This window comes from Alphaproteobacteria bacterium (assembly GCA_004295055.1).
Lineage (GTDB): Bacteria > Pseudomonadota > Alphaproteobacteria > SHNJ01 > SHNJ01 > SHNJ01.
This window is the reverse complement of sequence record SHNJ01000031.1, coordinates 97,024-117,008: the sequence shown is the minus strand read 5'-3', so window position 1 is coordinate 117,008 and position 19,985 is coordinate 97,024. Positions and strand designations below refer to the sequence as shown.

Genomic DNA, 19,985 nt, shown 5'->3' with positions numbered 1-19,985 from the left:
AAAATCCGCCGCCGCCAGTAACATGATTGCGGCAGCCTAATTCATAGGATACTCGCGAAAAATCCCTAGTATCTTGCTGGCATCTTGCATGATCAAAGTAAGCTTCTACAACACTCGGCCCATAACTGGCGGAGCCATAAACGGCCCATGGAATAGTTGCGGCTAAACGCGCGGTATCGGTCTTTCTGCCCATCTTCGTCCCTTATATTTCCCTAAGGGATTATCATGAGCAATAAAAAAACGCAACCTAAATTTATATGAAATTTATGGGACTTACGGATTCGCCTCTGGCGCGACTAAACCCAATGATATCATAAGCTTATTGATATTTTCTGATGTTAAGACATAACGCGGATATGGCGTGCCGGTGTCATGGGCCTTCGTCGGGTTATGTTCGGTTTGCAGCAATTTGATACCCTGTACGGCCACCAAATCGGCTTTGGTCATCAGGCTTGGGTCGGTTTGCGCGATGGGCCGTTTCAAAGCATCGATCACTTCGGCGGCTGTTTTCACAATCACCAATTTATCCAGCGCGGCTGGCGCGAAATATCCGCGGCTGATCAGATAGCGGAAATATTCCACCAATCCGTCATAATGTCCGTCGACGTTAAAGATGACCAGTTTTTGATTCGATTCTTTGATATCGACTTCGGTCAGGTAATCGGACAATTTTTCCAAACTGTCGATTGCTCCCGGACCGATGATCACAGCATCGACCAAATTTTTAATCGCAAATTCGGCCGATTGTTCGTTATCGGCGATCAGCAAACTATGCGCTTCGGTATCGGCCTGGCCGTTTTCTTCTAAAAAGCGGGTGGTTATGCCAAGATCGTATATTCCGTGCGCGCGGGCGAGCTGTCCGACCAAGCCTTTCAATCCGCCGATCTGGCCGGAATGAATCAGGCGCGGCAATTTTTCCGCCGCCAATAATTTCACAAGTTCCGCAATCGCTTTTTTATGGGGGTTGTTGCGCGGATCGTGCAACGCATCGTCGATACCGCCGCAAACCAAGGCTACGGAACCGGCGCCCAAGCTGCCTTTTGGATAGTTGTGACGGCCAATCGGCAATTTGCCCAAATGGCGGCGCACAATAATCTGATTGTGCTGGCCCAGCAAAGTTTCGCTGGATTTGTACAATTTGCGTTTTTTCAAATCGTGTTTTTTCGGATTTTCAAATTCCGACATGATCGCCGGCAAAATTTCCTCGGCCTTGTCGACCACGATCAACATGTCGCGCGCATCCGCCGTCATGTATTTGCGTTCGACCAGATGATCGAAATAATCCAGCAAGGGTTTGTAAAACCCATCGATATTGACGATCACCAATGGCTTGCTGTGTTCGCCATTTTCGCGTTCCAGCAAATATTCGGTAACTTCGTCAAATGTGCCGATACCGCCTGGAAAAATCACAAAAGCCCGCGACAGGCGCGCGAACGCCATTTTGCGCGATTGCATCGAATCGGCGATCAATAATGTGGTAATGCCTGGCTGCGCGCCTTCTTTGCCATTGACCAAATGTTGCGTGGAAACACCGACGGCAATGCCGCCGTGCTGAATGACCGAACGCGATACCGCGCCCATCAATCCGGTTTGCCCAGCGCCCCAGATCAACGGAATACCGGCCATGGCCAGAATCTGGCCGAATTTTTCAATTTCAATCTGGTGTTTTAAGTTGCCTTGACGGTGGGGATTTTTATCGCTGAACGGGTACTCTGAAGCCCCGCAAAAAACCGAGATAGGGCCTAATCCTATCTTCACCTTACTCATATCAATCATTCTACTACATTACCTTTCTTCGTCTATCCTGCGTTTCTTATTTTTGCGCTCTTCTATATAAGCGTAACCTATATATAGGGTGCGGTATTACTCATTACATCTTACTTATGATAATAAATTATTAATGTGACAAATTGATGATTTGCACTGCAAAAAGCAGCTGAAATTTAATGTCTATTTAGTCTTGGACATTTAACAAATGGTTAAGAATATAGATTCAAATAGCTGAATTAGAATCAATATTTACGCCAATATCGATTCAAATCCCTGTTGCAATTTGGCTATGACTTCTTGCGGATTATCATATTCCATTTTGTCCGGCGAACCCCAAACCGGCTTTGGCCAGGCAGGATCCGATTCGAAACGGGCGATCACGTGAATATGCAATTGCGATACGATATTGCCCAGCGCCGCCGTGTTGATTTTTTTCGGCTTGAATAATTTTTGTAAAACGATGCCTGCCCAATTGACTTCATCGAACACCGCGTGGCGCATTTCCGATTCCATATCCTGAATTTCTATCAGGTTAGGTTCACGCGGAACCAAAATCAGCCAAGGCCAATGTGCGTTATTCATAAGTAATACTTCGCAGCAAGGTAGTTCTTTTACCCACAAACAGTCTTTTCGCAACTGCGAATGGATCCACGGCGGTGCGGTAAAGTCCTTCATGCTGAAATATCCTTTAACTTATTTAAAATGCGATGTTTTTTATAAAATCGTAGCGATAATACCATCTCATACAAATGCCACAATCTCCAAAATCCGCTTACAAATTGTGGCTATTTATAGTTGACAAGGAAAACGGTATGCCTATTCTCGGCCTTAGAATCCATATAAAAGCTTACTTTTAAAGGTAAAGCACAAGGATACAGGGTAAGGCAAGATAGCGTTATATGAGGATTTGTATTACGTCCATTTGCAACACTAAGAATTCTGCTGGCAAGGCGCTACTCCGGAAATCCGGGCATGTGCCGGGCTACGCATTATTGGCGGATTGGTGGCAGTCGCCACAGATTCGTTACGGCTGCTCGGTTAAAACATTGCTGTTATCGACTGAGCGCTTTTAACCCTAACCCAAGAAAAGTAAGGAGCTAAAACATGAATAACAGCACGAGCAAAATCTTTATCGCCGAAGTTATCGGCACTTTCACGCTGGTTGCGCTGATTTGCGGAAGCATTTTGGCCGGCAGCACCGGCTTGATCCCAGCAATCGCTGGCGGTCTGGCTTTGATGACCATGGTATATGCCCTGGGCGGCATCTCCGGCGGTCACTTCAATCCAGCCGTAACCTTGGCCGCAACCGTATCGCGCCGCTTGAACCCAACTGAAATGGTAACCTATTGGGTTGCTCAATTGGTTGGCGCTTTCTTGGCGATCGTAATCTGCCAAACCTTGTTCTCCACATCGGCTGCCGCCGCTGTAAGCACCCCAACCGTAGCTTCCGCTACCGCGATCACCGCAGAAGCCGTTGCCACCTTCTTCTTGGCATTGACGGTTTTGGGCGTAACTTCGCACCAATCGACCTCTCGCTCGGCCAACGGCCTGGCGATCGGCGCCACCCTGGTATTGGGCGGCTTGTTGATCGGTTCCTTGACCGGCGCTTCGCTGAACCCAGCTCGCTCGATTGCTCCAGCAATCATGAGCGGCGATTTCTCGAACCTTGCCACCTACATCATCGGCCCATTCGTTGGCGCCATCGTAGCTGGTTTGGTATCGAACGTTCTGTTCACTGCTGATTCGATCTCCTCGAGCAACAGCGGCTACAACAGCAACACCAATCAGCAATCGCGTCGCGCTGCCTAATCGCAGTACGATCTAGATTCGAAAGGCGGGCAAGCAATTGCCCGCCTTTTTCGTTGTCTAGAATTTTTTTGTTAATCACCAATTACGGCTTTTCAAGAGGGAGGCAAATATATTTTTTGCTATCTTGTAACCTCTTTTTCCAATTCTTATTTCTTCAGTGAGGCCGAAAAAGGCCGTAAGAATTTAATTATGGAAAGAGGAGAAAAATCATGAAACTGCGTATGTTAACCCCTTTGTCGCAAACAGATGCCTGGTCGCCGCTGGTAAATCGGATGTTTGAAGATTTCTTTACGCCGATGCGCACCGAGTCTAGCGGATGGAATCCGCGCATCAATATCGCGGAAACCGCCAAGGATTATCAGGTCAGTGTGGAATTGCCTGGCGTCGAAGAAAAAGATATCGATGTCAGCCTGCACGAAGGGCTTTTGACAGTGAAAGGTACCAAGCAGGCGGAGAAAGAAAGCAAAGACAAGAACTTTCATCGCATCGAAAGTTTTTATGGCAGCTTTGAACGCAGCGTGCAGTTGCCAGAGCACATTGAAGCGGAAAAAGTCGCCGCCGATTTCAAAAACGGCGTATTGCAGATCACAGTTCCCAAACTGGCGCAGATCAAGCCGGAACCGCGCAAGATTAGAATCGAAACAAAGTCTTAAACGTCTATTCCCTATTGGGAGTTATGCTTTTTGCTCTCTCCCTTAACCCTTCTCCGTCCCCTGCGGAGAGGGGCTTTTTTTATTTTCCTCCCTCTTTGGGGGAGGTGCAAATGCGCAGCACTTGCGGAGAGGGTTAGGTTCTTATACGCCTTACCCTCCCCGCTTGCCATAAATGGCTTCGCTGCCCCTCCCCAAGGGAGGGGAATTTCAATCTCGGATTATTTGACAAGGGGCGGCTCATCCTTTACATCAAGCCTGACCGATAAAGGAATGAAATGAAAGATAGCAAAGCGCCAAAAACACCGCCCGAATCGTTCGAATGCCGTATCGAAAAAATGGTCTTCGGCGGCTGGGGGTTGACCCATCATCAGGGCAAAGCCGTTTTCGTCAGCAACGTAGCCGCCGATGAAACGGTCGAAGCGCGCATTTATAAAAAAGCCAAAGGCGTGCGGTACGCCGAATTGAATAACGTAGTTACCGCCAACGCCAATGCTAGAACCTCAAAAAAATGCCAGCATGCCGGTCTGTGTGGCGGTTGCACGTACCAGCATTTGACCCAGGATTATCAGTTAAAAATTAAATTGAATATTCTGGCCGAAACCTTTCATCACAAAGCGGAAATTGGCGAAACCATCGTATCGCCGCGCCAGTTCAATTACCGCAACAAAATGGAATATGGCTTTACCCGTCCGCCTGGCGGCGAAATTACCTATGGTCTGCATCCACGCGGCCGGTTCCGGCATATTATCGATTTGCAGGAATGCCATTTAATCAATCCCGATTTATGGCAAACCGGCCAGACTATCAAACGCCTGATTCGTGAAAATTTCAGCAATGATACCACGGGCGAGCGCGGCGACTGGCAACATTTGACCATGCGCCAGGCATTTCATGATGGCAGCACGTTGATTATGCTGGAAGTCGAAGACCCGCAAAGCGACAAGGTACGTTTATTGGCCGAAAAGATTAAACAAACCTGCCCGACCGTTGTCGGCATTGCCGCCAAAAAACGCCATGGGCAACCTTCCCCGGTTTTGGGATTGGATTATTTAGAAGAAGTCATCGGCACATCAAAATTACGGTTTCATGCCGAAAATTTCTTTCAAGTGAATGTTTCGATTCTACCATCCTTGATTACCGAAATTGCAAAATTAGTAACTCCTATCGCCCCCAAAGTCCTATACGATTTATTCAGCGGCGTTGGCCTGTTTGGCGTGGCTTTGGCCCCGCATTTATCCAAGGATATTTCTATTATCGCCGCCGAATCCGACACTCGCGCCGCCGCCATTGCCCGGGACAATGCTGCGCGTAATGGCCTGACCAATTACCAAAGCCAGGCGATGGATTTGTATCAAAAAGGCTGGGGATCACAGTTACGCAGCAATAAAAGCCCGTCCGTGGCCATTATTGATCCGCCGCGCGCTGGCCTCGCCCAAAAAACAGTGGATGAGATCGGTGCCCTGGCCCCTGATCGGATCGTTTATGTCAGCTGCAACCCAACGACCCAAAAGCGCGATATCGATTGGCTGGAACGGTTTGGCTATAAATTGGGCGGCGTGCGGTTAATCGATATGTTCCCGCAAACATACCATCTGGAATCGCTGGCTTGGTTGGATAAAAGTTCCTAGAGGCCTAGTTCCTAGTACCTAGTTTTTACTAGGAAACAGGAGCTTGGAACTAGGTACTTACTTACCACTTATAGGTAAAGTTGAACTTGATTTCGCCATCCAGGTCAAAATCAATCTCGGTATTGAAATCGTCGCCGAATAATTGCAAGGCGGGGGTCAGTTTAAAGCCATCTTCAACATCGCTGATGCGGCTGGCGACCAACATGAACATCGATGAAATGCCATCATCGCCTAAATCCAGGTTCTTTAAACCCAAGCGCAATTCCTGACGGAATTTTTTAATGTAATCCTGGCCATAATAGCTTTCAAATTTGGCAGAGGTGTAAATTCTTGGATCCTGGTAATTATACTCGATCCCGCTGATCATCGCCTCGCCATAGGGATTGAACAGGCCCTTATTGGTCTCAAATTCACCATAACCCGAACGAACATATAAATCGGCGCTGCGATCGGCATTGCGCCAGTTATGAACCAAGTAATCCACTTGTTTACCGGAAAATTCTTCGACCAGACCCTGGTTCCGCCAGGTAATTTGACGTTCCGAAACTTTGGCCTTGCCGTCATCGGTAGTGGAATAATGATATTGGTAATCTTGAATCAAAGGCTCGGCAAAACTTACCCCGCCAGCCAATACTGAGCCGGTGAAAATCACAATAAAAAGAGCCCCACGCCTTAAAGTATCCATAAGGGATATTTTATCTAAAAACCTATAAAAAGTCAATAAGTTACCCGCCATCTTATCGTATCCTTTTATGTAAAATTCGTTAGATTCGCCCAAACTTCGTCGTTAAATGCCGTCAAATAAACCATTTTTGGCCATTGTTGACTTTGCAAAAACTGTTCCAAAGTAGCTTTGGCAATGCAGCAAGCTTCCTTTATTGGATAGCCGTAAACGCCCGTGCTTATGGCAGAAAAAGCAATAGTTTCGAGTTTTTCGCCCTCCGCCAAAATTAACGAATTGCGATAGCAGTCGGCTAAAAGTGCCGCCTCGTTTTTGCCGCCACCCTGCCAGACAGGGCCCACCGTATGAATCACAAACCGGGCGGGAAGCTGGAAACCGGGCGTTATGACCGCCTGTCCGGTCGGGCAGCCTCCAATTTTCCGGCAAGCTTCGAGGAGTTCTGGCCCTGCCGCCCGGTGAATCGCGCCATCAACCCCGCCGCCACCCGCCAAACGAGAGTTCGCGGCATTGACGATGGCATCGACCTTTATTTTGGTGATGTCGTCGCGGACGATTTTTAGGCGTGGGGAGAGAGTAAATTCGGACATGGCAGGAACTACCAGAACAAAAGTGAACGAAGTGCGGCCTTTGTACCATCGACCGGCGCATCGTCCAATAGATGTGCATAAAATCCTTTATTTATGCTGGTTTTTCGATGATATAATTTTGACTCGTATTTTTAAAAACGGCAAATCAATCCAAAAATTTCCGACAGGCGCGCCGCAATTCTGCCCAAAACAGCCACCAAAAAATCTGCCTCACGCCAAAGTAGTTCCGGTAAATTTATCACCAGCGAAAAAAAACTTGGCTTGGCCAAAAAAAGTTATTGCATATTTTGAAAAATGTTATAAATAATGTTCTTAAGACGCGAACGCACGTGCCTCTGCCCGCTGGCTTATCATAGAGCACCCGATGCAAAGGGGGATAAAGCTGGTTATGTAACGACGTAGACGTCCTTTTATTGGTAATTCCTTACGTATGGCAAAAGGAACGGATCATGGAAAAAGGACTGTTACATTTACAAGGGCGTAGATTCAAAAAATCTATTCCTGAAAAATTTTTAAAAATCCGCAGCAGGCTGCAACGGATGATGCTGCGTATTGGCGCTGGCCAGTCTTTCTATCTTCAACTCCAACATTGATACCGTGAATCGCTCGGCCCGTAGACGCGTCGGCATGTGATCGACGCTAAGGGGCCGGTACGGCATATCTTGCTGCCTTTCTTTTGGCGCCGGATATGCCCCGGGAAAAGTGCTGCCAAATTTTTGAAAAAGATCGTTGTTTTTGTTGGGATTTATTAGATAGAGATGAGAAGCGAATTTAAATACTGGAATCACCTGCCTTACCAGATCGGCCATAAAGCCGAAGTGAAGGTGCATCCTGTTCCTGAAATGATGAATTTCGCCAGCGTAGATGCGCTGATCCGCGAATTGAAACCGCGTGTGCCGGTCCATTGCATTCGTCCGCAAGTATTGCAACAAGTCGCCGAATGGTTTTTGGCGAACTTTCCTGGCGATGTATTATATGCCGTGAAATGCAACCCGGAACCTGCGGTATTGCACCATTTATCCGCGGCAGGCATTCGCCATTTCGATGTGACCTCCCTGTCCGAAATTAAGATGATTTCGAAATTCGCGCCAGGCGGCACAGCCTATTTCATGCACCCGGTGAAAAGCCGCGATGCCATCCGCAAGGCCTATTTTGATTATGGCGTGCGCGACTTTGCCTTGGACTCCAAGGACGAATTGCAAAAGATTATCGAAGAAACCGGTTCCGCAACCGATTTGAACCTGCATATCCGCCTCGCCCTGCCAAAAGGCGTTGCCGCACACGATTTGTCGGGCAAATTTGGCGCACACCCGGATTTGACCGTCGAATTATTGCAAGCCGCAGACAAAATCGCCCGCCAAGTCGGCATTTGTTTCCATGTCGGTTCGCAATGTTTGCACCCGGATGCGTATCGCCGCGCCATTAAATTGGCCGCGCAAGTCATCTCCAAATCCGGCGTTGAAATCGATGTATTGAATTTAGGCGGCGGATTCCCAGCCGTATATCCGGGCATGACCCCGCCGCCAATGTCGCGTTTCATGGATGCGATCAAGGCTGGACTGGCCGAAGACATTAAATTGCCAGCCCACACCAAAGTGCGCTGCGAACCTGGCCGTGCATTGGTTGCCGAAGCCGGATCGGTAGTCGTGAACGTTGAATTACGCAAAGGCGATAATCTTTATATCAATGACGGCGTCTATGGCAGCCTGTTCGATGCCGGTATTTTGAACATGCGCTATCCAGCGAAATTGATTCGCGGCAATGGCAGCGAACATAAAGCCCCATATAAAGGCTTTAAACTGTATGGCCCGACCTGCGATACCGTCGATTCCATGCGCGGACCATATTTATTGCCAGAAGATACCACCGAAGGCGATTGGATTGAACTTGGCCAATTGGGCGCGTATTGCACCACCATGCGTTCCAAATTCAACGGTTTCGATGAACACATGACCGTCGAGGTTTGGGATCAGCCGCAAATGCAAATGAAAGACTGGCAACCCCGCACCGACCGCCGTACCATGGACAAAGACAATGTAACCACATTGAATCTGATCGCATGGGAACGCGAAGCGTATGAGACGGAGATGTCTTAAACAACGCCACAAACAATTAAGGCGCCCATAACGGGCGCTTTTTTTTACTATGATTTATTTTTAATGGATTACCGCGCAGCTTGCGGCGTGCGGTGCCGTTGCAAGGCCTGCACGCTGGCGACATCTTTCGGATGGTTTTGGCCAAAGGCCTGATCCAATCGAACCAATTGCGGGGACAGGCCTTGACCGAGCATCACCGACGACCGGCAAATATCATAGGCATCGGGACAAGCCTGGGCAAATTGGCCGAGGGGAATTTCCGTATAGCGTTGGGAAAGAGGAGCATCTGAATTACGCTGGTAGGTCCGCAAGATTCCATCCGCGCAAAGTACGGCATCATAGGAATACCGGTTGTACCAATCTTCCCCCTGCGCCTTAAACGTATTGCTATATTCGCCCATTTGATTCGGAGGGTATTCTATGCTCGGAGATGGGACGAATTCATAATCCCCAGCCGTAAAAAAGCTGGGCGTATATTCCCGGATCTTAGGGGATCCAAAGGCGTAATGCTTCAAGTCGAAGCATGGCGCGTATGCCTCGCCGGGGTCAACATGGGTTTGGATAAACTGGGCGCAGGCGTCATATTGATCCGGAAACCGGTATGCGAACAAACGCAAGCCAATCGGATAGGCCGTTCCATCCGCGCCGTATTGAAAGGCTTGCGCGTCAACATATTCTCCGGCATATCCGCGACGCTGGATTTCGAAACTATAATCCTCGGTGGCGACCGTTCCGTCGGCGGTAAAATATTCGCGGGTCAAACACATTGAGGCCGGGCCAGGATATGGGGTGAAAACCTCATCGATCTTAGTCAGGGCGGGGGAGAGATAACCCAATTCCATTCTGATCAGAGTGCGGGCATCTTCTTGCGCCTCGGGGAACAGATTGCCGAATATGCGCGGGCTAACCTTGTGATTGGAGTCGCACCATTGGTCTTCGGACCGGAAATATTGATATTGCTGGGCGCACTCGATCTGCCCGTCGTCATAGATCGCCAGAGTATAGGTGATGGTATAATCCCAATCCCTAATTTGTTTCTCCATGAAGGTGTGCTTGGGGACTGAGTCGTGCCTTTGCTCGCATCCTACGCCCGGCATAAAAGTGGCGGCGGCCAGCAATCCGCTCAAACCTAAACTCCAACCGATCGATTGTCTCATGCGAGTCTCCTTAGCTTAAATGTTATCCTTTAGGTATAAAATATATTCTCATTCTGTCAATTGCAATCTTGCCCATCCCGTCAAACAATTACGTCCGGTCTCTAGTCCTGCGCTCCAACTTGCGCTTCGCCTCTTGTAATTGCAATTGTTCGAATTGCTGCGGGGTGCATTTCTCACCGCGCCACCAATATTCGATTTTGTCTGAGCGCACCACCGCCGGCCCGTCACCGCGATGCAATCGACCGTTTTCATACCAAGCCAAATAATTCGCGGCGATAATCGCGGACATGCCCATGCGGTGAAATTGTCCGCCCTCATTTCTCCATTCTAAACCTTGCGATGTTTCAATAACCGGCATATTTTTTTCCCGCGCAAAGAGACCGCGGGCGGTCCAGCACCGCTCTATAATATTATTTTCCGCATCGGCTTTTACTTGGGACGGACGGCCATTAAAAGAATGCAGCATTCCGCCATGCGTCATCAGATATTCATCGCGCGCGGCATCGTCTTTAATATTGGGATCTTGCTGCATGGCCGCCAAGACCGATGGATGTACCAAAAAACTTTTGCGATACCGGAAAAGCTGGTCCACCATGGCCAAGCCCTCTCCAGCCTGCACCGGTTCCATTTTCTGATAATCGACTTCGATGGCGATAAATCCGCCCAGTGTTTTAGGATCGATCACACCCAACGGCGCAAAGATAGCTAAATTATTTTGGGAGGGTTTGTAAAAATCAAGCCCATCCATATAAGGTTTTAGATTAAAATCCGGCGCTATCCCTGTCATTGGCTGGCTGGATTGCGCGGAAGGATGAATTAAAACATTCACTATTACAGCGCTAATAGCGACGCAGGACCAACCGACCAATTGACGCGGCAAACGGGAACGATAACGCATCCAACACCCCTTTTTATATTTATTAAGCCAATATTGGCCGATACGCTTGGCAAAATCAAAAAAGATCGGCGCACGATTATTTCCTTGGCTTTTGGCGCTGAAACGGCTATAAATGCCATTATAAGCTTTATCCATATGTCATTCTGAGCCGAGCGAATATCTTTTGCTATTCAGAGCTTTAGGTACGCCGTTCCGCTGAGAATGACATTTTAATTTGTAAAACGGACTGTATACGGACATGAATTTAAGAAATATTGCCATTATCGCCCACGTTGACCACGGCAAAACCACCCTGGTCGATCAAATGTTGCGCCAATCGGGAACGTTCCGTGAAAACCAAAACGTTGCCGAGCGCGTGATGGATTCCAACGATCTGGAAAAAGAACGCGGCATTACCATCATGTCCAAAGTGACCTCGATCATATGGAAAGACACGCGCATCAATATCGTCGACACCCCAGGCCACAGCGATTTCGGTGGCGAGGTCGAACGGATTTTATCCATGGTCGATGGCGTTGTCGTATTGGTGGATGCTGCCGAAGGCGCGATGCCACAAACCAAATTCGTGGTCAGCAAAGCGTTGAAGTTAGGCTTGAAACCCATTGTTTTGATTAATAAAATCGATCGTTCCGATGCCCGTATCGACGAAGTGCATCACGAAGTGTTCGATTTATTCGCGGCCCTCGATGCCACCGACGAGCAATTGGATTTCCCATTATTATACGCGGTTGGACGCGATGGCTGGGCCGTTGCCAATTTAAACGACACGCAGCGCGATTTAACCGCCCTGTTCGATTTAATCTTAAAACATGTGCCTGCCCCCAGCGTCGATGAAAATGCGCCGTTTTCGATGCTAATTTCGATGATCGAAGCGGATAATTTCCTGGGCCGTATTCTGACCGGCCGTATTTACAGCGGCAAAGTAAAGGTCAACGATACGCTGAAATCGATGAAATTGAACGGCGAAGCGGTGGAGCAAGGCCGGATTACCAAAATCCAAACTTTCCGCGGCATTGAACGCATATCGGTAGACGAAGCCAGCGCCGGCGATATTATTATGATCGCAGGCCTGCCAAAAACCACCGTGTCTGACACTGTCGCCGCACCTTCGGTGGCCGAACCGATTAAGGCTACCCCGGTCGATCCGCCAACATTGGCGATGACATTTTCGGTCAATAACTCGCCGCTGGCCGGCCGCGAAGGAAGCAAAGTGACTTCGCGCATGATCCGCGATCGTCTGTTCCGTGAGGCCGAAGGCAACGTTGCCATTCGCGTGCGCGATGCCGAAGGCGGCGATGCGGTCGAAGTGTCGGGCCGCGGCGAATTGCAATTGGGCGTGTTGATCGAAACCATGCGCCGCGAAGGATTTGAACTGTCGATTTCCCGCCCGAAAGTATTGCTGCAAAAAGACGAAGCGACCGGCGAAACGCTGGAACCATATGAAGAAATCATGGTTGACGTCGATCAGGAATATTCCGGCGTGGTGGTCGAAAAAATGGCGTACCGTAAATCGGAAATGACCGATATGCGCCCATCCGGCGGCAACAAAGTACGCATCACGTTCCATGGCCCCGCGCGCGGCATGATCGGATATCACGGCGAATTTTTAACCGACACTCGTGGCACCGGCATTATGAACCGGTCTTTCAAAGGTTATGGCCCGTACAAAGGCCAAATCGGCGGCCGCATCAACGGCGTGATGATTTCCCGTGAAGACGGCGAAGCCGTTGCCTACGCATTGTGGAATTTGGAAGAACGCGGCGAGATTTTGATCAATCCTGGCGATAAAATTTACAAAGGTATGATCATTGGCGAACATAGCCGCGACAATGATCTGGATGTCGTGCCAAACAAGGCAAAACAATTGACCAATATCCGCACCAAGGCAGCCGACGAAGCGATTCGTTTAACCCCGCCCCGCATCATGAGTTTGGAAGACGCGATTGCGTATATTCAAGACGATGAGTTGGTCGAAGTAACTCCAAAATCGCTGCGCCTGCGTAAAAAATTGCTGGATATGAACGACCGCGCCCGTGCTGCCAAAGACGCGAAAAAAGAAGCCGAAAAAGCAGCTGGGTAATAGGTGATGCGTTACATATAACGCATATGCGCGTCGTGATAGCGTTTTACTGCCGGTGGTGGCGTTGCACTACCGCCTGTTGAATCCCGCGCTTCTAACACATATTGTTTTTGTGCATCATAGGCTTTTGTATCCAGTGGTTCTAAACTAATTGCTGCTGCTTTCATCCCCATCTTTGGTGTCTTTCCACCAGTACCTAACCGCACTTCAGGCACGCCGTGCTTTTCTTTCATTCGTTTGGCGGCTTCTTTGTATAATACTTTGCAAACCGGATGATAAGTTTCATTTACTGGTTCCATAGAATCAAACACTAGCTCACCATTTTTAGCTAGCCACGCCCAAGATTGCGCGACAATTTTTTCGCCTTGCGGCGTTTTCTTGACCACCACATAAAATCCACCATATTCCGAGGTTGCCCCATGAACAGCCGCACGCTCGCCATGCCCTCCTACGGATTGGCAGTTATTGCTAAGTTGACCTAGAACCAAGCCACGGTAATCATTACAAGGCAGTTTATAAAATATGTAATCTCTAAATCCAATTTCTGCGCCATCAATTCTTACATCTGGCAGCTTGTCACTTGTCTTGAATCTTAATTCTAAACATTTATTAAAAGCATCTTCCGACAAACCGGCTTCGGCACAAACGCGTGCCAATTCAAGATTTTCTTTTCCTCGAGCATAAGCCGCATAAGGAAGAGCATCTTTTATTTCTTCCAATGTTCTTGGTGGCCGTCCCAAATGTTTTTCCACGCCAGGAGCAATACCCAGATATTTGGTCAAGCCCGGTCCATATTTTACCGCTAAATCACCCCAGGATTTTGGTGTCCATAATCCGCGTTTAGGTAATTCAAATTGGCAGAGATCGTGAACTGGCTGATTGGCATCCGCCTTACCATGCTGGCGCATATAATCTGCAACTTGCTGTTCATTTCCAAACAAACAGCAAAGTTTATAGGCCCATATCATAGGCTCATATGCTCTTTCATCACGGTTGTATGGATATTCCTGATTATAGGCAAATTGGATAGTTGGTAAAATTTGCGTAAACAAGGCTGGTTTAAAACCAAAAACAGGATACCGTGCTAATTCTTTACATGGCGGTTCCCGGTTCAAAACCTGTTGCCAAGCCGCTAAACCATCAAGCTGAATTAATTGATGTCTTTTTAAACCGGCAACAGTATTAATTTTGCCATTTACCTCTTTCCCTAAAATGTCTGGATCTGGAAGCAAGTCTCGAAATCTTGCTGCAATTACCAATTTCCCATCTGCACAAAAACGCAAGGCGGCGATTCTTATCAAGTGGATCTGATAATGTTTTAAAGGTCTTTCAATTCCAGCCTCTAATAACTCTAATGCTTTTTCTACATCTGCATTTCTGGTAAACCAATACGCATCCCTGGCATCTTGTGCAATAACAGCCCAAGCTTCCGAAACATTCGTGGGTTCTAAACTTCTACGAAAATCTCCTTCGGATCGAGGCCGCGATGGAATTTCTTGACCTGTTTCCAATATTGCCAGACGATTGACAAAATGAAAGAAAGTCCAAGAATTAGAATCGGTCACCGTATCAATTGTAGATTGGATATCAGCAGGAATAGAAAAACCACAACGCAACACTTGCGCTGCCATAATATCAAGAATAGAATCGGCCAACGTGAATCTTTCAGCTATTTTCTTACGTGCCTGCTGAACTGCGGCTTCCGCTATTTTTGGATGAAGAATTTGTTGATGTGGACCAGCAGTATATTGATATAATTCGTATTCATAGGCATCTGTCGACGCAAATAATTTAACCAATGATTTAAATGGATCATATTCCAAAGAAGGATCCGGATACTCAACCAGTTTAGGAATCTGCGCGGTAATTTTAGGGGCAATTTCCGCCTTTAAAGCTTCAATACCATTAGTACATTTTCCATCTATTGCGCGTAGAAAGAAAAAATATTTATCATCATTAGAAGCGCCTTGAAATAATTGTTGCCAGAAACCTTGACTGAAATCCTTGCGGGATAATGCTGCCCACATTATCGAACTGCGGACGCTATTACCATTAATTGGTTTTTGTAAATGCTGGCCAAAAGCCGCGTACAATTTCAGAACCGTTTGTTCTGGCGCCTTTTTTACAATCTCGGCTATTTTATCGCGTAAAGGTCCATCATTTTTAGTAAGCGCCAATAAAACATCCGGCTGTTCAGTCGATACAAGCATCACATCGATCAAATCCCACCGGCCAATTTCGATATACGTCGACAAAAAAAGGAAATAAGGCGCCCAAGAAAATCCTGCCGTTTGGTACGGCGGATTGGCGTGGTCACGCAGGGTTTTCCAATCAATCATTAATGGATCCTATAAAGATAGGATCGTATCTTAATGGTATAATGCTATACCGTCAAGTTAACTAAACCAATGATTATGTATGAGTTTTTAAGCCTTCGTATCAAGCTTGGTCCCGCGGCTTTTATCTTCGATATCGTCGTGGACTTTGCCATCGCGGCTGCCAATTAATCCCATGGCAAATGGGATACCGCCGATGACCACAAAGATTCCCAAAACTTCGATCCAACTTGGAATCTCGCCCAGGAAAATAGCGGCCATAATCACCGTTAACACTGGAATTAACGCGCCTGCCGCGCCAGCACCCGAAGCGCCAAAAATTGCAATTGCGGAATTGAAAAATAAAATCGCGCAAATCGATGTCAGAATGCCTTGATATAATCCTTGGAACAAAATGGTAGACACCGGATAATCAAAAATTCTGCCGCCAAAAGTAAAACTGTAAATTGGCAAATATAAAATCATCGATACAACGGCAATTAAGGCTACGCCATGCCAGGCATCAATACGCCACCACCGCACGCATACCGTATAAAAAGACCACGACAAAGAGGCCCCGATAAATAATAAATGCCCGATCCATTGATTGTCGTTGCCCGGCGTTAAATTCGGAAAACCGATTAAAAAGGCACCACCAATCACCAAGCCAATCCCTAACCACCGCACCACAGTGATAGTTTCATTCAATATCAACCAAGCGAGCAATGCGGTGAAAATCGGCACCATGCCCGGCATCAAGGTTGCACCATGGCTTGCTGGCGCAAATTTCACGCCATAGATAGAGGCCAGCGAATTAATCAATCCGCCCAAACAAGCGATAAGAATCGCCTTCCACCAAACCGTACCAAGACCGCGACGCACCAAAATTGGCAGCAAAATCAAACCCGCCACCGTCAACCGGATTGCAACAATATCGAATGGATCAACGCCATTGGTGACGCCGTAACGATTAAATACCCACCAGCCGGCCCAAATCAGACACGCTCCCAATAAATACAATAGTCCTTTGGTTTTTTCTGGCGTCAGGGCCAAAATGGTTTGTTTCATTTTTTGGGTTCCAAACAGGGTTACGGTATTGCCGTAAAATGTTAGAAAATATGGATAATTTCCTCTCCCCTATAGCAAAATCCGCCAAAATAGGCTAAGAAAATATGGTCATTTTTTCTAGGGTTTAATTATTGTCCACCACAACCGCCACTTCCCTGCCCGATTTTAACCAACCGGGCCTGACTTGGTTTAACGTACCAAAACCGCTGAGCATCTCCGAGGTGTTTGGGCGGCTGGTGATTCTCGACTTTTGGACATTTTCCTGCATTAACTGTTTGCATATTCTGCCCAGTATGCGCCGCATTGAAAAAGCGTTTCAAGATGATGTAGTGATCCTTGGCATCCATTCACCCAACTTCCCTTACGAACGCGATCCTATCAACGTATCCAAAGCCATCGCCCGGTATCACATTGAACACCCTGTGGTGCATGATCCGGAATTTAAATTATGGGATGCGTATGGCGTTAAGGTCTGGCCTACGCTGATTCTGGTTTCCCCAGATGGACAGATTTTCGCCCGGCAAGCTGGCGAGCCTGACGGCGATAAATTATTGGAAGCCGTCGGAAACGCCGTTCGCAAATACAAGGCCCAAGGCAAGTTGCGTCCGGCGGGAACCGAGCTGACCAAACCGGAAAAACAAGGCGGTGTACTGTTATTCCCAGGCAAAATGAAACGCCTGAAGTACAAAGGCAATTTTTATTGGGTGGTTGCAGATACGGGACATCATCAAATTGTCATTTTTAACGATCAAGGACAGCAAGTACAACGCATAGGACGCGGCGCACCGGCCAATTTAGACGGCGAATATAACCGCTGCGCTTTTGATAACCCGCACGGCATTGCCTGCGGCGAAGATGTTATTTATGTCAGCGATCTGGGAACGCATTTAATCCGCAGAATCGATTTAAAGGCGCAAACGGTTACCACGATTGCCGGCACCAACCGCCGCGGTTTGACTTTAACCAAAGAAGCGCCCGGCAAGGAAGTCGGCTTGGCTTCGGTCTTTGATATGGAATTGCATGGCGACCAGTTATACTTCGCCAATTCCGGAACGCATCAAATCGGCGTGATCGACACAAAAACTTTGGTTTTAAAACCGCTCGCCGGGGGCGGCGCCAAAGATATTCTGGATGGCGCTGGCCGCGCGGCGAAACTGGCGCAACCATCGGGACTCGCTTTTTCCGCCGAGCATAACCGGCTTTACTTTGCCGACAGCGATAATTCAGCGGTCCGGTATTTGGATCTAGCCGATCAGTTTAATGTGCGCACCGTCGTTGGGCGTGGCATGGCGGAATCGGGACGGCGCAATGGCTCCTTTAAAACCGCGCGATTCCAGCACCCTATGGGCATTACGATTTGCCAGGATTATTTAATCGCGGCGGACAGTTTTAACGCCAGTTTACGCAAATTGGATATTGCCAAACAAACCGTTGAAAATTTTGCCGAAGATTTTACCTGTACCGACGAAGCGCCGAAACCACTGCTAGATCCCGAAGGGATTGTGTGGGATGGCGCCGACCGTTTATTCGTGGTGGATTCCAACAATCATCGTATTCTGGCGTATGATTTGACAAAAAAGACTTGGGGCACTTGGACTCAATAATGCGGCTGGGTTATAAGCCGAAGTAGTTAGGAGAAATAATATGAAGAAAATTGCAATTTTAGGCGCTGGCAAAATCGGTTGGTCAGCCGCGCAATTATTGGCGGAATCCGGCGATTACAAAGTCACCGTCGCCGATAACAACGATCACGCCTTACAAAATCCGGCGGCAAAATCAGTAACCGCCATTCGCGCCGACCTGGCCAATACCAATGAAGTTGAAAAAATTCTAACCGGGCAAGAATATGTGATTAGCACTTGTCCGTTTTATTTGAACACCGCCATTGCCACCATTGCCCATAAACTGGGGGTGCATTATTTCGATGTCACCGAAGACGTGGAAACCACCCGCGCGATCAAGGAACTAGCCAAAAAAACCAAATGCGCCCTGGTGCCGCAATGCGGATTGGCGCCGGGCTTTATTTCGATTGCCGCCAATACCGTTGCCGGAAAATTCGACCAAATTTTGGATGTCACCATGCGCGTCGGCGCGCTGCCGCAATTTCCAACCAATGCATTGAAATACAATTTAACCTGGAGCACCGATGGATTGATCAACGAATATTGCAATCCTTGCGAAGCCATCGTCGAAGGCGAAATGGTGGAATTGCAGGCCCTCGATTCTATCGAGCACTTTACCCTGGATGGAAGCGAATACGAGGCATTCAACACATCGGGCGGCATCGGATCTTTGGGCGATTCCTTGTCCGGACAGGCGCGCAATGTGGCGTATAAAACCATCCGTTATCCCGGCCACCGCGATATTATCCAAACCTTGCTGCATGATTTGCGATTAATAGAACGGCGCGATTTATTAAAAGATATTTTCGAAGCCAGCATTCCATCCACCACTCAAGACGTGGTGTTAGTGTTTGTGACCGTAACCGGCATGCGCGCCGGCCGTCTGGTACAGGAAAATTTCCTGCGTAAGATTTACAGCCGCGAGTTATATGGCCGGACTTGGAGCGCGATTGAATTGACCACATCGGCCGCTTTATGCACCATGGTCGACCTGCATCGCGACGGTAAGTTGGCTAAAACCGGTTTCGTAAAACAAGAAGATATCGGCTTGCCGGTATTTCTAGCCAACCGATTCGGCAAATATTACGAAGATACTGCGGTAACGCCAGTGGCTTCTATCACCCACCCCCGCCGGGCTTAAAATATTCAGCCAATAAAAAAGGCCGCTGTAACAGCGGCCTTTTTGTTTTTTTAAACTTTTAATTAAGCATGCTCTCTGCGAGCAGCAGCAGCGGCAAGAGCAGCATCGCGAGTTTTGTCGCTTACTTTAGCGCCAACACGGCGTGCAGATTCATTGCCTGCTTGTACAGCTTCGGCTACAACCCGGCGGTGGCTGTGTTTTGCCATATATCCGGCTACCGCTTGTTCGCGGTCCGCTTTTTCATGCTGAATGGTGACAGCAGCTTGTTGCAAGCCCGACTGGCCAATGCCATTGCCTAAAATAATAGAAGCGGTGCGGTTGAAGCTTGTTTCATGGCCCGGTGTGCCGGCATAACCCATCACCGCCAAAGCTGCGGCAACTGCTGCGCGATCGAATTTGAATACTACACTCATTTCAACCCACTCCTTCTCTCTGACCCAATTCCTTATGCGTTTATTTCGCTATTAGTTCTTAAAGGT

16 protein-coding genes are annotated in these 19,985 nt (G+C 48.1%); 7 read left to right on the top strand and 9 right to left on the bottom strand.

Features of this window, described 5'->3' with window-relative positions:
* Positions 1 to 273 precede the first annotated feature (273 nt).
* Both EYC62_08140 and EYC62_08135 read right to left on the bottom strand, forming a co-directional pair.
* The gene (locus EYC62_08140) at positions 274 to 1,776 is read right to left on the bottom strand and encodes a TIGR00730 family Rossman fold protein (GenBank protein TAH32698.1); all 1,503 of its coding nucleotides are present in this window, start codon (positions 1,774 to 1,776) and stop codon (positions 274 to 276) included.
* Positions 1,777 to 2,019: 243 nt separating this feature from the next.
* Positions 2,020 to 2,445: an HIT domain-containing protein gene (locus EYC62_08135; GenBank protein TAH32697.1), complete on the bottom strand. Its 426-nt coding sequence runs from the start codon at positions 2,443 to 2,445 to the stop codon at positions 2,020 to 2,022.
* Positions 2,446 to 2,874: 429 nt separating this feature from the next.
* Here EYC62_08135 and EYC62_08130 point away from each other — a divergent pair, with 429 nt between their 5' ends.
* The 3 genes from EYC62_08130 (at position 2,875) to rlmD (ending at position 5,860) form a co-directional block, all read left to right on the top strand.
* Positions 2,875 to 3,579: an aquaporin family protein gene (locus EYC62_08130; GenBank protein TAH32696.1), complete on the top strand. Its 705-nt coding sequence runs from the start codon at positions 2,875 to 2,877 to the stop codon at positions 3,577 to 3,579.
* Between the two features lie 209 nt (positions 3,580 to 3,788).
* Positions 3,789 to 4,232 (top strand): Hsp20/alpha crystallin family protein, encoded by a 444-nt coding sequence (locus EYC62_08125; protein ID TAH32695.1) that lies wholly within the window; start codon positions 3,789 to 3,791, stop codon positions 4,230 to 4,232.
* Positions 4,233 to 4,507: 275 nt separating this feature from the next.
* A complete protein-coding gene (rlmD, locus tag EYC62_08120) occupies positions 4,508 to 5,860 on the top strand; it encodes a 23S rRNA (uracil(1939)-C(5))-methyltransferase RlmD (protein ID TAH32694.1) in 1,353 nt (450 codons plus the stop codon).
* Between the two features lie 61 nt (positions 5,861 to 5,921).
* On the opposite strand, the gene EYC62_08115 is transcribed toward rlmD, so the two are convergent.
* A complete protein-coding gene (locus tag EYC62_08115; protein ID TAH32693.1) occupies positions 5,922 to 6,512 on the bottom strand; it encodes a hypothetical protein in 591 nt (196 codons plus the stop codon).
* A gap of 98 nt (positions 6,513 to 6,610) precedes the next feature.
* Positions 6,611 to 7,129, bottom strand: coding sequence for an O-acetyl-ADP-ribose deacetylase (locus EYC62_08110; GenBank protein TAH32692.1), 519 nt, complete (start codon positions 7,127 to 7,129; stop codon positions 6,611 to 6,613).
* 758 nt (positions 7,130 to 7,887) lie between these two features.
* On the opposite strand from EYC62_08110, the gene EYC62_08105 reads away from it, so the two are divergent.
* On the top strand, positions 7,888 to 9,225 hold the full coding sequence (locus EYC62_08105; protein TAH32691.1) for a type III PLP-dependent enzyme: 1,338 nt from the start codon (positions 7,888 to 7,890) through the stop codon (positions 9,223 to 9,225).
* A 68-nt stretch (positions 9,226 to 9,293) separates the two neighbouring features.
* Here EYC62_08105 and EYC62_08100 read toward each other — a convergent pair whose 3' ends face one another.
* Positions 9,294 to 10,382, bottom strand: a complete 1,089-nt coding sequence (locus tag EYC62_08100; GenBank protein TAH32690.1) for a hypothetical protein — start codon at positions 10,380 to 10,382, stop codon at positions 9,294 to 9,296.
* Between the two features lie 88 nt (positions 10,383 to 10,470).
* A complete protein-coding gene (locus EYC62_08095) occupies positions 10,471 to 11,280 on the bottom strand; it encodes a hypothetical protein (GenBank protein ID TAH32689.1) in 810 nt (269 codons plus the stop codon).
* A gap of 238 nt (positions 11,281 to 11,518) precedes the next feature.
* On the opposite strand from EYC62_08095, the gene typA reads away from it, so the two are divergent.
* Entirely contained in the window at positions 11,519 to 13,360 is a 1,842-nt protein-coding gene (typA, locus tag EYC62_08090; protein ID TAH32688.1) for a translational GTPase TypA, read from the top strand.
* A gap of 11 nt (positions 13,361 to 13,371) precedes the next feature.
* On the opposite strand, the gene EYC62_08085 is transcribed toward typA, so the two are convergent.
* Entirely contained in the window at positions 13,372 to 15,699 is a 2,328-nt protein-coding gene (locus EYC62_08085) for a hypothetical protein (GenBank protein TAH32687.1), read from the bottom strand.
* Between the two features lie 87 nt (positions 15,700 to 15,786).
* A complete protein-coding gene (locus EYC62_08080; GenBank protein ID TAH32686.1) occupies positions 15,787 to 16,743 on the bottom strand; it encodes a DMT family transporter in 957 nt (318 codons plus the stop codon).
* Positions 16,744 to 16,874: 131 nt separating this feature from the next.
* On the opposite strand from EYC62_08080, the gene EYC62_08075 reads away from it, so the two are divergent.
* On the top strand, positions 16,875 to 18,347 hold the full coding sequence (locus tag EYC62_08075; GenBank protein TAH32685.1) for a redoxin domain-containing protein: 1,473 nt from the start codon (positions 16,875 to 16,877) through the stop codon (positions 18,345 to 18,347).
* Between the two features lie 40 nt (positions 18,348 to 18,387).
* The gene (locus tag EYC62_08070) at positions 18,388 to 19,506 is read left to right on the top strand and encodes a saccharopine dehydrogenase family protein (protein ID TAH32684.1); all 1,119 of its coding nucleotides are present in this window, start codon (positions 18,388 to 18,390) and stop codon (positions 19,504 to 19,506) included.
* Positions 19,507 to 19,568: 62 nt separating this feature from the next.
* On the opposite strand, the gene EYC62_08065 is transcribed toward EYC62_08070, so the two are convergent.
* The gene (locus EYC62_08065; protein ID TAH32683.1) at positions 19,569 to 19,919 is read right to left on the bottom strand and encodes a hypothetical protein; all 351 of its coding nucleotides are present in this window, start codon (positions 19,917 to 19,919) and stop codon (positions 19,569 to 19,571) included.
* Positions 19,920 to 19,985: the final 66 nt, after the last annotated feature.